The following is a 12,861-nucleotide window of genomic DNA, read 5'->3' on the forward strand; positions in this document are numbered from 1 at the left end:
CATCAATGTCTGTCGCGTCCCAAATCATCCGCGCTGAGCCGCTCACCGCGGCGCGCTTCTCCACGTTCGGCACTGTGCTTGAGGTTGGCGATCAAACCGGCAGGCTGGTGAATCAGGGACGTGCGCGGCGGCTTGAGGGCATCAGGACTTTTTCGCATCAGCCGGCGATGAGGCCTGTCGTCGATCTGTATCAGGTCGATCGCTCCTATCTTCCGTTCAAAGTCAGTTGCTTCGAACGGCATCCCTTGTCGGATCAGGTTTTCACGCCGATGGAATGCGCAAGCTATCTGGTGATTGTGACTCCTGACGATGGCACCGGGCGGCCCGATGTGTCGCGGGTGCGTGCATTTGTGGCAGGGCCGACGCAAGGCGTCTGCTATCGCAGTGGCGCGTGGCACGCGCCGATGATCGCGCTCGATGCGCCTGCGCTGATGACGATGCTGATGTGGGAGGCGGGGGACAGCCGTGACTGCGAGGAGTTCTGGCTTGAGGCGGATCGCGATCTGATCGTAGAAGCCTAATCGGGAAAAAGGTCAGCTTCGTGCTTTCAAGCCATCCATTTGTGATGTTCCGCAAATCGGTCGGCCAGCAGGTCGATAAAGATGCGCACCTTGCTCGAAAGGTGACTGCGGTGTGGATAGATCGCATTGATGGCGAATTCGGTCGGCCGATGGTCCGGCAGCAGCCGAATGAGGCTGCCGTCGGCGAGTTCATCGGCGACAAGGAAGCTCGGCGCGAGAAACAGTCCGTGTCCCTTCAATGTCAGAAAGCGTAACAGCTCGCCATTGGTTGAGGTGACATTGCCGGTGACGCGAACCGCGACCATCTGCTTGTGCGGTCCTTCGAAACGCCATTCGTCTCCATAAGGATGAAACGTGTATTGCAAGCAATTATGATTGGCGAGGTCAGACGGATGTTTGGGCTCTGGATGGCTCTCAAGATATGCGGACGTGCAGCATAGGAAGAGGCGCCACGGTGAGAGCTTGCGGATAATCAGGCTGGAGTCCGGTGGCGCGATCGTGCGGATCGCAAGATCATATCCCTCTTCGATCATGTCGATCATCCGCTCGCCCGTGGTGAGATCAATCGAGACGCCGGGATAGAGTGAGAGATATTCGTCGAACACGGGCGACAGGAAACGCACGATGTGACTATTGGTATGCACCCGCAGCGTGCCGCGCGGGGTCGAGTGCAGAGCGTCGGCAATCCGGTCCGCCTCGTCCAGGTCCATGAGGATCTGACGCGATCGCTCGTAATAGGCCTTGCCGATTTCGGTCAGGCTGACCTTTCGGGTCGTGCGATTCAGGAGGCGGGCGCCGAGCCGGTCTTCCAGCGACTGGATATGGTTGCTGACCATGGTCACGGACATGTTCAGCCGCCGTGCTGCGGCTGAAAACCCTCCGGTTTCAACGACTTGGCCGAATACCGTTAAACTCGTCAGTCGGTCCATGGCCGCGTCGGATTATCCGCTCCTGGTTGATGATCCTTTCGGATTTTCCCAGATTATCAGATCGCGGAACCCGCTGCATCCTCCTGCCATCAGATCAACGCCGGCCCCGGCAGGCGACAGGAGGATAAAATGGTCGAGATGCCCCGCACTGAAAACTTCCAGCAAGCAGCGGAAGTGAACCACGACGGGAGCCAAGCTTCCGAACAACAAGCGAAGCCCGCACCGGTGCTCGTGCGCGCACGGATCAAGCGTGCGGCGCTGGCGATGGTGCTTTTGGCTGGTACGGCCTTTGGTGGGTATTACGGCCACAGCTACTGGACGACGGGCCGGTATCTGGAATCCACCGACGACGCCTATGTGAAGGCTGACTACACAACGGTCGCGCCCAAGGTCGCGGGGTACATCGCCGACGTGCTGGTGCAGGACAACCAGCCGGTGACGGCGGGGCAATTGCTCGCCCGGATCGACGATCGTGATTTCCGCGCAGCGCTCGCGCAAGCCGACGCTGACGTCAACGCCGCGGCTGCCGCGGTCCGCAATCTCGACGCGCAGATCAATCTGCAGCATTCGTTGATCGAACAGGCTCAGGCCGCGATCGATGCTTCCAAAGCGACGCTCGATTTCGCGGATGCCGATGCTGTGCGCTATCGCGATCTCATGAAGACCGGATCCGGCACCACACAGCGGGCACAGCAGACCGAATCCATCCGTGGCCAGGCCGCAGCCCAACTGCAGCGCGATCAGTCTGGCCTCATCGCCGCACAGAAGAAGATCGCAGTACTCACCACGGAACGCGACCAGGCGCAGGCGCAGCTTGAGCGCAGCCGCGCGCTGGCGCAGCAGGCAACATTGAATCTGTCCTATACGACAATCTCTGCGCCGGTGGATGGAACTGTGGGCGCGCGTTCTCTGCGCGTTGGTCAGTTCGTGGCGGCAGGAACGCAGCTGATGGCGGTGGTGCCGCTGCATGCCACTTATGTGGTCGCCAACTTCAAGGAGACCCAGCTCACCTATGTGCGCGACGGCCAGCCGGTCGAGCTGCGGGTCGATGGTTATCCGGACGTCAAGCTGACGGGACACGTAGACAGTCTTTCCCCGGCCAGCGGCCTGGAATTCGCGCTGCTGCCGCCGGACAACGCGACAGGCAACTTCACCAAGATCGTGCAGCGCATTCCTGTGAGGATCACGTTGGATGACTCCCGCCTGACTGGAATGCTGCGGGCCGGTATGTCGGTCGAGCCGACCGTCAACACCAAGCAGACCGCTGTCGCCGAGCGAGATCGCACTCGCAACGAGAATCCAACCGCTGCGGGATCGGCACCGCACCGCGCGCCCGTCATTGCGAGCAACTGAGAAGCTATCCGGCCGATCTTCAACTCCGGCCGGATAATCCTTTTCGACTTTCCTCGATTATCGCCTGCCGGCCCATTCGGCATTGTGTCTGGCATCAGCCAGATGGAGCTCAGTCATGACCGCTCAAGCCATTTCTTCCAGCAGCACAGAAACCGCGTCCGCACAAACACCAAGCCACAGCGCGCTCAAGATGTGGGTCGCCGTGGTGGGATCGACGCTCGGCGCGTTCATGGCAGTGCTCAACATCCAGATCGTCAACGCGTCACTGGCCGATATTCAAGGTGCGATTGGCGCCGGCATCGATGATGGCGGCTGGATCTCCACTTCCTATCTCATCGCTGAGATCGTCGTCATTCCGCTCTCGGCTTGGCTGGCACGCGTCTTCTCGGTGCGGATCTATCTGCTGACGAACGCCGTGCTGTTCCTGGTGTTCTCCATAGCCTGTGCGTTCGCGGCCAATCTCGGTCAGATGATCGTCCTGCGTGCCATTCAGGGCTTCACTGGCGGCGTGCTGATCCCGATGGCCTTCACCATCATCATCACGTTGCTGCCCAAGGCTAAGCAGCCGATCGGCCTGGCACTGTTCGCACTCTCCGCGACCTTCGCGCCTGCCATCGGCCCGACCATCGGCGGCTATCTCACCGAGAATTGGGGTTGGCAGTACATCTTCTACGTCAACCTCGTGCCGGGTGGGATCATGATTGCAATGCTGTGGGCCTCGCTCGATCGCGCGCCGATGCAGCTCAACCTGCTGCGTGAGGGCGACTGGCCCGGCATCGCCACCATGGCCATCGGACTTGCCGCACTCCAGACCGTGCTCGAAGAGGGCAACAAGGATGACTGGTTCGGCTCTGAATACATCGTGCGCCTGTCGATCATTGCCGCAATCGCATTGTCTCTCTTCCTGGTGATCGAACTCACCAGCAAGAAGCCGCTGCTCAACCTGCGCTTGCTTGCCCGCCGCAATTTCGGCTTTGGCATTCTCGCCAACTTCCTGCTCGGTATCGCGCTGTACGGATCGGTGTTTATACTGCCGGTCTATCTCGCTCGCATCCAGGGTTACAATTCCGAACAGATCGGCATGGTGTTGGCATGGACCGGATTGCCTCAGTTACTTCTGATCCCGCTGGTCCCCCGGCTGATGCAGCGCTTCGACGCACGATTTATCATTGCCATCGGCTTTGCCCTGTTCGCCGCGAGCAATTTCATGAACGTGCACATGACGATCAATACTGCGGCGGATCAGTTGCTGTGGCCGAATGTCGTCCGCGCTGTCGGTCAAGCCTTGGTGTTCGCACCGCTCTCTGCTGTCGCGACCGCCGGCATCGAGCCGGAGAACGCCGGATTAGCCTCTGCCTTGTTCAACATGATGCGGAATCTTGGTGGTGCGATCGGCATTGCCGCGCTGCAGACGTTCCTCACCAAGCGCGAGCAATTTCATTCGAACGTCCTGACCCATTCTGTCTCGCTGTTCGAGGAAGCCACCCGCAGCCGTCTCCAGAAGCTGACGTCTTATTTCCTCAGTCACGGCGTCTCGGATTTGGCCACCGCTCAACACAAGGCAATCATCGCGGTCGCTGCTCGGGTCAAGCAACAGGCGAACATCATGGCGTTTAGCGACACCTTCTATCTGCTGGGTATCGCGCTGATCGTCGCTCTCGTCGCAACGCTTTTGCTCAAGAAGCCCGGACATCTGTCGGGTGGCGGAGCTCACTAAGGATCACGTTAATCAGCCTTGAGAGGAGAGTAGTCATGAAAGCTCACGATCGGTCCAGCATCGCCATTCGCTCTGCATCGGAGCGCGCGTCAACAACGGCATCAGCATTGGCAATCATCGAATGGCTTGGCGGAAACGAATGTCACAATCTCGATGATGCCGCGCTGGTCGGGGAGTTAGGGCGTCGACTCAGCCTTGCCGGGTTGCCGCTGGATCGGCTGTCGCTTCATTTTCGGACGCTGCATCCAGAGCTAGCCGGGCGCACCATTGCGTGGGCTCCGGATGAGCCAATCGAAGTTTACGAGGCTGGGCACACAACGGCGGCGTCCATGACGTTCCGGGAAAGCCCGGTTCGGCAGGTGATGGCTCAAGATGGATATCTCGTCGTTCGAGCAGGTGATCCATCCTTCCCAAGCTGGAACGGGATTGATCTTTTCAAAGGCCGGGCGTTGCGGGAATTTTTCGTTGCGCCTCTGAGCAGCGGAGATGGTGTCGTTGGCGTCGCCGTATTCGGCACGTTGCGCGTGAGCGGCTTCAGCGTGATTGATCACGCCTTACTGGAGCGCATTTTGCCATTTCTCCGAACAGCGTATGAGTTGCGTGCTTTGCGTCGGCTCGAACTGCCGCTCCTTGACAACTTCGCCGGTGCGCGGACGACGGAACGGATGCTGGCTGCGGAGCTTCTCGGGAATAAGACGGAGTCGACGCAGGCCGTCCTAATGTTGGTGAAATTCAACCTCGGCATGCATTCGTCAAACCTTGTTGCGGAACTCGATCCTGCGATGGTGGAAGAGTCGATCAGGCAGGTAGCGTCCATGATCTCGGCACATGGCGGATTTGTCTTGAGCATCGATGACGATTCAATGCTCGCGATGTTTCCGCACGAAGCAGAAGCGGCTTCCAAGGCGGCGTTGACAGCAGCCGAACGCATCACGGGACAATTCAGGAGCGATCATGCGTTGTCCGAGCCGTCACCCGACGTTGTTCTCCATTATGGAGAGGTCACATACGGTCAGATCAATACGCCTCTCGGGACGCGCCTCGTGCTGAGCGGCCGCGATGTCCATCATCTCAGGAAACTTGGGCAAGCCGTTGCAGCAGACCACATCACTTTGTCCCAGCACTTCTCCGAACTGGCCGGGACGGAGAAGCGTGCTGGTCTGGTCAGCGCTTAATTCTGCATTCCCCAGCGCTGGACGGTTCTCTTTGCAATGACGCGGAAAATGAGATTCTCCACCGCGAGGCCGATGAGAATGACCATCAGCAGACCGGCGAAAACTTCTGGCACCTGAATCAGGTTCTTGTTCTCGAAGATGTACCAGCCCAGCCCGCCCGATCCGGACGAGACACCGAACACCAGTTCCGCGGCGATCAGCGTGCGCCACGCGAAAGCCCAGCCGATCTTGAGGCCGGCGAGAATGCTCGGGAAGGCAGCAGGCAATAGGATTTTGCTGACGAGCGAGATGCCGCTGAGGCCGTAGTTGCGGCCAACCATGCGCATGGTGTTGGAAACCGAGCGGAAGCCGGAATGGGCGTTGAGCGCAACCGGCCACAGCACCGAATGGACCAGAACGAACACCAGGCTTTCCGTTCCAAGTCCGAACCACAGCAGCGCCAGCGGTAGCAGGGCGATGGCCGGCAACGGATTCAGCATGGATGTCAGGGTCTCGAGCAGGTCGTTGCCGATGCGTGAGGTGATAGCAAGCACCGCGAAGGCGAATGCCAACACAAGCCCAAGGCTATATCCGATCAGCAGAATCTTGATCGAGTCCCAGCTGCGCAAGATCAGGTCGCCGCTGCTGATGCCCTTCCATAGCGCCCGGATGGTCTCACTGAAGGTCGGGAACAATAGTGAATTATTTAGCCAGCTCGCGTAGACCTGCCAGATCACGCAGAGCAAGACAACGATCACCGTCTTGCGGATGAAGCCGCTGTTATAGAGGTGTTCCCAGAACGGCAGCGGCTTGTGCAGGATGGTGTTGTCGCCGGCCCGCACCACCTCGACGATGAAATCCTCACGCCCGTCCGCCGCTTGCATGGAGTTCATGAGTGCATGTCCTCTTGCTCGGAAGCGCTCTGGCCGAACAGCAGGTGATCGATCGTGTCGGAAAGTTTACGGCCGGACAGGGGATGAAGGGTGTCTTCGCCGCTGCTGCTTAGTTCCGCTTTCACCTGACCTGGATGCGGTGACAGGAGAAGAATGCGGCTGCCGATCTTGATCGCTTCAGGAATCGAATGGGTAACGAACAGAACCGTGAAGCGCGTATCGTCCCACAGGCGCAACAGATCATCCTGCATCTTGCGCCGGGTCAGGGCATCGAGCGCCGCGAAAGGTTCGTCCATCAAGAGAATATCCGGCTCCATTGCCATGCCGCGCGCGATAGCCACGCGGGCCTTCATGCCGCCGGACAACATGTGCGGGTAGGAATCGGCGAATTTTGCAAGGCCGACCTTGTCGATGTAGTGCATCGCCTTGTCTTCGGCCGGTTTGCCGGACATCCGCCCGCTCGCGGTCAGCGCAAAGACCACGTTCTGCTTCACGGTTTTCCAGGGCAGCAACTGATCGAATTCCTGGAACACCATCATGCGGTCCGGACCTGGCCGCGACACCGTGTTGCCCTTGAGGCGGATTTCCCCCTCGACTGGCGAGAGATAGCCGCCGACGGCCTTGAGCAGCGTCGACTTTCCACATCCCGATGGCCCGAGCAACACATAGCGATCTGATTGGTGCACCGTGAAATCGACGCGGTAGGTCGCGGTGATCAGGATCTCAGTGGTCTTGTACTGGAGCGTAACGCCCATGACCTCAAGCAGCGGGGTCGAGGGCGTCGCTTCGCCTCGGGGAGAAGGCATGTGCATCAATCGCCTTTGAGACCGGCGGCTTCCGGAAAGAACAGGTCCTCAACAGACCTCGGAGCCTGCTTGATGGTGCCGACCTTGGCCATGAACTCAGCGGTTTTCACCACCTTCGCAGGCTTGAGCGTATATTCGTAGTCTTTGTCGGAAATCATCTGATAGATGTCATCGACCGAGTTCTTGGTGTCTTTCGCGACATCGAGATAGAGCTGCGCGGCCTTCCGCTTGTCCTTGTTGATGATGTTGATCGCTTCGCCGAGCGCATCATAGAAAGCGCGGTAAACTTTGGGATTGGCATCGCGGAACTTGGTGCTGGTGGAGAGCACAACGGCAGTGGCGGGGCCACCCAAGGCCTCATAGTTCGTCGTCACCAGATGAGCGCCTGGCAGCTTCATTTCCTGCTCGTAGAATGGCGACGAGGTGTAGTGCGCGTTGACGCCCGCGGTATTGTTGGTCAACGCGAGTAGGCCATCAGGATGCGCCAGTGAAATCGTGAGCGGATCGAGCTTGGTGTAATTGCTGTCGCCGAAAGCCGCGGCTGCGGCGATCTGGAGCATGATCGCCTGCGTCGAAATCTTCACGGACGGCACGGCGATCTTGTCCTTGGAGGTGAAGTCCTTGATGGTCTTCACGTCCGGATTGCGGCTGACAAGATACAGCGGATAAGTCGTCATTGCCGCAACGCCCTTGATACCAACGTTGTTGCGCGTCTTGTCCCACAGCGTGATGAGGGAAGGGGCGCCTTGGGCGGCGAAATGGATGGTGTTCGAGATCAATCCGTCATTCATGACGCTCGGGCCTGCAACCTTGGCCCAATTGACCTTGAGATCAGAAAGCCCGGCAGCTTTCGCGTTCTTCTCCACAAGTCCTTCGCGTTCCATCACCATCAGTGGCAGGAAGCTCACGCCGTATTGCTGGGCGACGACGAGTTCGCTCACTTCCGCGCGCGCAGCCGTCGTGACGGAAAACGCAGCGACAGCCGCGATGACGAGACTTGTGATTGTCCGCATGAATTCCTCCAGATGCTTATTGTGTCTTGCGTCCTTGTTAAGTCAGACGCTGTTGATGTGTCTACCGGGGCAAAAGTATTGCTCGCGACAGGCATCTTGACCGATGATTATCGATAATCTAATCGATATTCAAGGTCGAAGTTGGCAGGTATTCCTTTGCCTGTAAGGCCGCAAAATAACGGGCCGTCACAACATGAAAAAAGTCAGAATAGGGTCGGGAGCAGGTTTCGCCGGGGATCGTATCGAGCCCGCGCTCGAACTCGCTGAGCGTGGCGATATCCAATATCTTTCATTCGAATGTCTCGCGGAGCGCACGATTGCGCTTGCTCAGCAGGCGCGCCGCAAGGACGCTGAAGCCGGTTTCGATCCGCTGTTGATCGATCGCTTCAATGCGGTGCTGCCAGCGTGTCACAAGCGCGGCATCAAAATCATCACCAACATGGGCGCAGCCAATCCGCAGAGTGCTGCGAAAACCGTTGCGGCGATTGCTAGGAAGCACGGAATTACCGGCCTTAAGATTGCAGCCGTTCACGGCGACGATGTGATGGGTCAGATCGTCGGCAGCGACCTTCCGCTGATCGAGCGTAAGGGGCGCGTGTCGGATCTCGACGGCAAGATCGTCTCAGCCAATGCGTATCTCGGCGTCGAGTCGATTGTCGAAGCGCTCAGAGCCGGCGCGGATGTCGTGATCACCGGGCGGGTCAGTGATCCTGCGCTGTTCGCTGCTCCCTTGGTTCATGAGTTCGGCTGGAGCTTCGACGACTGGCACCGTGTTGGTCAGGGCGTCCTGGTCGGGCACTTATTGGAATGCGCTGCTCAGGTGACGGGCGGGTATTTCGCCGATCCCGGCTACAAGAACGTCGCGAACCTTGTGCGGATCGGTTTCCCGTTCGCCGACGTCTCCGAGGACGGCTCGGCCGTTATCAGCAAGGTGGATGGGTCAGGCGGGCAGGTCAGCGTGAGAACCTGTAAGGAGCAGTTGCTCTATGAGGTGCATGATCCGTCGTCTTACATTCAGCCGGATGTCGTGGCGGATTTTTCCGGTGTGACCTTCACGCAGGAGGGGCCTGATCGCGTGGCAGTTCACGGCGGCAGTGGACGTCAACGAACCGATACGCTGAAAGTGACCATTGGCTATCTCGACAGCTATGTCGGCGAGGGACAGATTTCCTACGCAGGCCCGGGCGCGCTCGCGCGTGGACAGCTCGCGCTGGAGATCGTCAAGGAGCGCCTGAAGATAACAGGTGTCGCGACCACTGAGACACGCTTTGACTTGATCGGGGTTAACTCCGTCCATCGCGGCGCTGCTGTCGGCACCGGTCCCGAACCCGAAGAAGTACGTCTTCGTGTTGTGGGGCGCACGGAGACGATGTCGGAAGCGATCAAGATCGGTAACGAGGTTGAATCGCTGTGGCTGAATGGTCCGTCCGGTGGTGCAGGCGCCTGGAAATCGGCGCGTGAGGTGATTGCAGCGGCCTCGGCCTTGCTGCCTCGCTCGGGCATCAAAACCCATGTGACCTATGAGGTTGTCTAAATGAAGTTGCGCGAGCTTGCCCATGCCCGAGCCGGCGATAAAGGGAACGTCTCGAATTTGGCGATTTTCGCTTACGAGACTGGGGACTACGCCTATCTCGCCGAGCACGTGACGGCGGAGCGGGTGAAGGCTCATTTTTCCGACATCGTTGGCGGTGAAGTTGTGCGTTACGAGCTGCCGAATCTCGCGTGCCTGAATTTCGTTATGCAGGAGGCGCTTGGCGGCGGCGTGACGCGTTCGCTGTCCCTTGATGCGCATGGCAAGGCGTTGAGTTCGGCGCTGCTCGAAATGGAAATTCCGGACAAACAGTCCGAACCGAAAGCTACTCCGTAGGACACCGTTTACGTCGCGCCGTCCTCATAGAGCGACAGGTAGAATTCCTTCGGGTGCTGAATGTGCTTAAGGCAAAGGGCAGCAAGCGCTTTGCTGTCCTTTTCCGCGAGAAGCTTGATCATCGCCCAATGCTGGCGAACCGCTTCCTTGCGCCATGTCTTGTCTGACATGTTGCGCATGCGGATGGTGTGGGTCAGCAGTGAGTACATGCGGATGGCATCCGCCAGCACTGTGTTCCCGCAAGCATGATAAAGCGTCTCGTGGAAGAGATTGTTGGTCTCGAACAACTCGACCACGTTGCCCTTGTCGCTGGCGCGCTCGTGTTTGGTCTGGATGGCCGTCAGGCGCCCGATAAGTTCTTCTGAGGCGGGCAGCCGAATGCCGGCTGCGGCTCTGGCTTCGAGAATGCCGCGTACCTCGTAGAGATCTTCAACTTCCTTGCGCGTGTAGCTTCGGACGCGAACCCCCTTGTTCGGCTGGCGGATCACCAGGCCATTGCGCTCCATCTCCTCGAAAGCCCGGCGGACCGCATGCCGCGACGTTTTCGTCCGCTCCATGATCTCATCTTCGATGAGATGCTCCTTCGGCTGAAGCCGCCCAAAGATGATGTCGCGCTGCAGCGTGTTCGCGATCTCCAGCCACGCTCCTGTGGCGCGGGCTGGTGTTTGACCTGCTGCTTTTGTTTCGGATGGCATCGATCTGGATTCGGGAATGCGTTGGTCTAGAGGATGATTTGAAACGGATGCTCTGGCAATGCCGTCCTGCTTCGCACGCAAACTGGGTATGACGCAACAGGCATGCCCTTAACAGCAACGGCGCTGGCAAGGCCATAAAAGGAATGTCTATAGTGCCTTCAAAAAGGGAGCACTTGGATGGCATATGTCGAGGCGTCCGGCGCACGGCTTTATTACGAAGAAACGGGGCGTGGATATCCCATCATTTTTGTCCACGAATTCGGGTCGGACTGCCGCGAGTGGGAAACACAGGTCCGCTATTTTTCGCGGTCCTATCGATGCATTGCCTATAACGCACGAGGCTATCCGCCGAGCGACGTGCCAGAAGACCTCAATCAGTATGGCTGGGAATTCTCCGTCGACGACATTGCCGCGGTGATGAAAGGCGTCGGCGTCGAGCGGGCGCATATCGTCGGTCTCAGCATGGGTGGTTACGCTGCGCTCCAGTTCGGATTGCGGCATCCTGGCAAGGCCTCCGCGATTGTCGCTGCCGGAGCAGGCTCCGGATCGCCTCCCTCTCATCGTGAGGCCTGGTTGCGGGATACGCCCGTCACCGCGCGCGGCTTTCTCGAACGCGGCATGGATGCCATGGCCAAGGAAATGGGCAACAGTCCCACGCGCATCCAGCTCAAATACAAGGACCCTCGCGGCTGGCAGGATTTCGTCGATCACCTGCGTCAGCATTCGGCACGTGGAATGTCGAACACCATGGCGCGGTATCAGACACTTCGTCCGTCGTTGCACGATTTTCAGGATCAGTTTGCGAAGCTGACGACGCCGGTGTTGCTCGCAGTTGGCGATGAAGATGCGCCGTGCATCGAGACCAATCTGATGCTGAAGGCGGCCATTCCGACCGCGGCTTTATGGATGTGCCCAAACACCGGGCATGCCATCAATCTTGAAGAGCCCGCAGCCTTCAATGCGGAGCTGGAGCGTTTCTTCAGTGCGGTTGAACGCGGAAGCTGGCGGGCGGGCTGGTCCCGGTAATAGACTCACGAAATATCACTCATAAACTTGGTACGAGGTTGTCATGGATCTAAATCTTCGCGGTCAACGTGCACTGGTCACAGGTGCGTCCAAAGGTATCGGTGCGGCAACCGCGGAAAGCCTCGCGGGAGAAGGATGCAACCTTCGTCTGGCTTCACGCAACAAGGCAGAGCTTGAAAAGGTCGCCGAGAGATTGCGCAAAGCGTATGGGGTCGAGGTCGATGTTCATCCCTCGGATCTACGCAAGCAGGAGGACATCGAAGCACTCGCCTCGGTTGCGTCCGATATTGATATCCTCGTCAACAATGCGGGCGATATTCCCGGCGGATCACTGGACAAGATCTCGGAGGAGGTCTGGCGCCACGGTTGGGAGCTCAAGGTGTTCGGCTATATCAACATCACGCGGCGCATCTATCAGCAGATGAAGGCGCGAGGCCATGGTGCGGTCGTCAACATCATTGGTGCGGCTGGTGAGAAGTTCGACTTCAATTATATCGCGGGCACTGCAGGCAACGCGGCGTTGATGGCGTTTACGAGAGCGCTCGGCAGTCGCAGCCTCGACGACAACATCCGGGTTGTCGGCATCAATCCCGGCCCGGTCCAGACCGATCGCATCATCACGCTGATGAAAACCCAGGCGCGGAATGTGCTTGGTGATGAGAGCAAGTATAACGAGTTGCTTGGGCGGCTTCCGATGGGCCGCGCCGCCAAGCCGCGGGAAATCGGCGATATGGCGGCGTTCCTTGCATCTGCACGCTCTGGTTACACAACCGGTGTGATTGTCACCATTGACGGTGGCATCAGCGCGAAGGCCGGATAAGCTTCATTGCATTGTCTGTCATAATCTGAGATGAGCGCGGACCAGCTCACGATTTTGATTGTTCAAA

General features: G+C 58.7%; 13 protein-coding genes. 8 read left to right on the plus strand and 5 right to left on the minus strand.

What is annotated here, in order from left to right; translation table 11 throughout:
- Window positions 1-5: 5 nt before the first annotated feature.
- The gene (locus ACZ5C3_RS06770; protein WP_464036289.1) at window positions 6-521 is read left to right on the plus strand and encodes an ureidoglycolate lyase; all 516 of its coding nucleotides are present in this window, start codon (window positions 6-8) and stop codon (window positions 519-521) included.
- Between the two features lie 26 nt (window positions 522-547).
- On the opposite strand, the gene ACZ5C3_RS06775 is transcribed toward ACZ5C3_RS06770, so the two are convergent.
- Window positions 548-1,450 (minus strand): LysR family transcriptional regulator, encoded by a 903-nt coding sequence (locus ACZ5C3_RS06775; protein WP_464036290.1) that lies wholly within the window; start codon window positions 1,448-1,450, stop codon window positions 548-550.
- Between the two features lie 129 nt (window positions 1,451-1,579).
- Here ACZ5C3_RS06775 and ACZ5C3_RS06780 point away from each other — a divergent pair, with 129 nt between their 5' ends.
- From ACZ5C3_RS06780 to ACZ5C3_RS06790, 3 genes are all read left to right on the plus strand, one after another.
- On the plus strand, window positions 1,580-2,803 hold the full coding sequence (locus ACZ5C3_RS06780; RefSeq protein WP_464036292.1) for an HlyD family secretion protein: 1,224 nt from the start codon (window positions 1,580-1,582) through the stop codon (window positions 2,801-2,803).
- A 115-nt stretch (window positions 2,804-2,918) separates the two neighbouring features.
- Window positions 2,919-4,520, plus strand: a complete 1,602-nt coding sequence (locus tag ACZ5C3_RS06785) for an MDR family MFS transporter (RefSeq protein ID WP_464036294.1) — start codon at window positions 2,919-2,921, stop codon at window positions 4,518-4,520.
- A gap of 35 nt (window positions 4,521-4,555) precedes the next feature.
- Entirely contained in the window at window positions 4,556-5,695 is a 1,140-nt protein-coding gene (locus tag ACZ5C3_RS06790) for an adenylate/guanylate cyclase domain-containing protein (protein WP_464036295.1), read from the plus strand.
- Here the strand turns inward: ACZ5C3_RS06790 and ACZ5C3_RS06795 are convergent.
- Genes ACZ5C3_RS06795 through ACZ5C3_RS06805 form a run of 3 tightly spaced genes read right to left on the minus strand, consistent with a single transcriptional unit; the run spans window position 5,692 to window position 8,386 of the window.
- Window positions 5,692-6,567 carry an ABC transporter permease gene (locus tag ACZ5C3_RS06795; protein ID WP_464036297.1) on the minus strand — a complete coding sequence of 292 codons (876 nt, stop codon included), beginning with the start codon at window positions 6,565-6,567 and terminating at the stop codon, window positions 5,692-5,694. The genes ACZ5C3_RS06790 and ACZ5C3_RS06795 overlap by 4 nt on opposite strands.
- On the minus strand, window positions 6,564-7,373 hold the full coding sequence (locus tag ACZ5C3_RS06800; protein WP_464036299.1) for an ABC transporter ATP-binding protein: 810 nt from the start codon (window positions 7,371-7,373) through the stop codon (window positions 6,564-6,566). The genes ACZ5C3_RS06795 and ACZ5C3_RS06800 overlap by 4 nt, the downstream gene beginning before the upstream one ends.
- 5 nt (window positions 7,374-7,378) lie before the next feature.
- Window positions 7,379-8,386, minus strand: coding sequence for an ABC transporter substrate-binding protein (locus ACZ5C3_RS06805; protein WP_464036301.1), 1,008 nt, complete (start codon window positions 8,384-8,386; stop codon window positions 7,379-7,381).
- A gap of 193 nt (window positions 8,387-8,579) precedes the next feature.
- Here ACZ5C3_RS06805 and ACZ5C3_RS06810 point away from each other — a divergent pair, with 193 nt between their 5' ends.
- Both ACZ5C3_RS06810 and ACZ5C3_RS06815 read left to right on the plus strand, forming a co-directional pair.
- On the plus strand, window positions 8,580-9,920 hold the full coding sequence (locus tag ACZ5C3_RS06810) for an acyclic terpene utilization AtuA family protein (protein WP_464036303.1): 1,341 nt from the start codon (window positions 8,580-8,582) through the stop codon (window positions 9,918-9,920).
- Complete coding sequence (locus ACZ5C3_RS06815) at window positions 9,921-10,253, plus strand: AtuA-related protein (protein WP_464036305.1); 333 nt, start codon at window positions 9,921-9,923, stop codon at window positions 10,251-10,253.
- Window positions 10,254-10,261: 8 nt separating this feature from the next.
- Here ACZ5C3_RS06815 and ACZ5C3_RS06820 read toward each other — a convergent pair whose 3' ends face one another.
- Window positions 10,262-10,948 (minus strand): GntR family transcriptional regulator, encoded by a 687-nt coding sequence (locus tag ACZ5C3_RS06820; protein ID WP_464036307.1) that lies wholly within the window; start codon window positions 10,946-10,948, stop codon window positions 10,262-10,264.
- Window positions 10,949-11,125: 177 nt separating this feature from the next.
- Here ACZ5C3_RS06820 and ACZ5C3_RS06825 point away from each other — a divergent pair, with 177 nt between their 5' ends.
- Together ACZ5C3_RS06825 and ACZ5C3_RS06830 are read left to right on the plus strand one after the other, a co-directional pair.
- Window positions 11,126-11,974, plus strand: a complete 849-nt coding sequence (locus tag ACZ5C3_RS06825) for an alpha/beta fold hydrolase (protein WP_464036309.1) — start codon at window positions 11,126-11,128, stop codon at window positions 11,972-11,974.
- Window positions 11,975-12,017: 43 nt separating this feature from the next.
- On the plus strand, window positions 12,018-12,794 hold the full coding sequence (locus ACZ5C3_RS06830) for an SDR family oxidoreductase (protein WP_464044610.1): 777 nt from the start codon (window positions 12,018-12,020) through the stop codon (window positions 12,792-12,794).
- The last annotated feature ends 67 nt before the right edge of the window (window positions 12,795-12,861 follow it).

This window comes from Afipia dichlorophenoxyacetatis (genome assembly GCF_055386385.1).

Bases quoted from the DNA above. Each gene is read 5' to 3' on its own strand.
- ACZ5C3_RS06775 (WP_464036290.1), bottom strand. From the start codon at position 1,450: ATGGACCGACTGACGAGTTTAACGGTATTCGGCCAAGTCGTTGAAACC.
- ACZ5C3_RS06810 (WP_464036303.1), top strand. From the start codon at position 8,580: ATGAAAAAAGTCAGAATAGGGTCGGGAGCAGGTTTCGCCGGGGATCGT.
- ACZ5C3_RS06780 (WP_464036292.1), top strand. From the start codon at position 1,580: ATGGTCGAGATGCCCCGCACTGAAAACTTCCAGCAAGCAGCGGAAGTG.
- ACZ5C3_RS06825 (WP_464036309.1), top strand. From the start codon at position 11,126: ATGGCATATGTCGAGGCGTCCGGCGCACGGCTTTATTACGAAGAAACG.
- ACZ5C3_RS06770 (WP_464036289.1), top strand. From the start codon at position 6: ATGTCTGTCGCGTCCCAAATCATCCGCGCTGAGCCGCTCACCGCGGCG.
- ACZ5C3_RS06795 (WP_464036297.1), bottom strand. From the start codon at position 6,567: ATGAACTCCATGCAAGCGGCGGACGGGCGTGAGGATTTCATCGTCGAG.
- ACZ5C3_RS06815 (WP_464036305.1), top strand. From the start codon at position 9,921: ATGAAGTTGCGCGAGCTTGCCCATGCCCGAGCCGGCGATAAAGGGAAC.
- ACZ5C3_RS06785 (WP_464036294.1), top strand. From the start codon at position 2,919: ATGACCGCTCAAGCCATTTCTTCCAGCAGCACAGAAACCGCGTCCGCA.
- ACZ5C3_RS06805 (WP_464036301.1), bottom strand. From the start codon at position 8,386: ATGCGGACAATCACAAGTCTCGTCATCGCGGCTGTCGCTGCGTTTTCC.
- ACZ5C3_RS06820 (WP_464036307.1), bottom strand. From the start codon at position 10,948: ATGCCATCCGAAACAAAAGCAGCAGGTCAAACACCAGCCCGCGCCACA.
- ACZ5C3_RS06830 (WP_464044610.1), top strand. From the start codon at position 12,018: ATGGATCTAAATCTTCGCGGTCAACGTGCACTGGTCACAGGTGCGTCC.
- ACZ5C3_RS06800 (WP_464036299.1), bottom strand. From the start codon at position 7,373: ATGCCTTCTCCCCGAGGCGAAGCGACGCCCTCGACCCCGCTGCTTGAG.
- ACZ5C3_RS06790 (WP_464036295.1), top strand. From the start codon at position 4,556: ATGAAAGCTCACGATCGGTCCAGCATCGCCATTCGCTCTGCATCGGAG.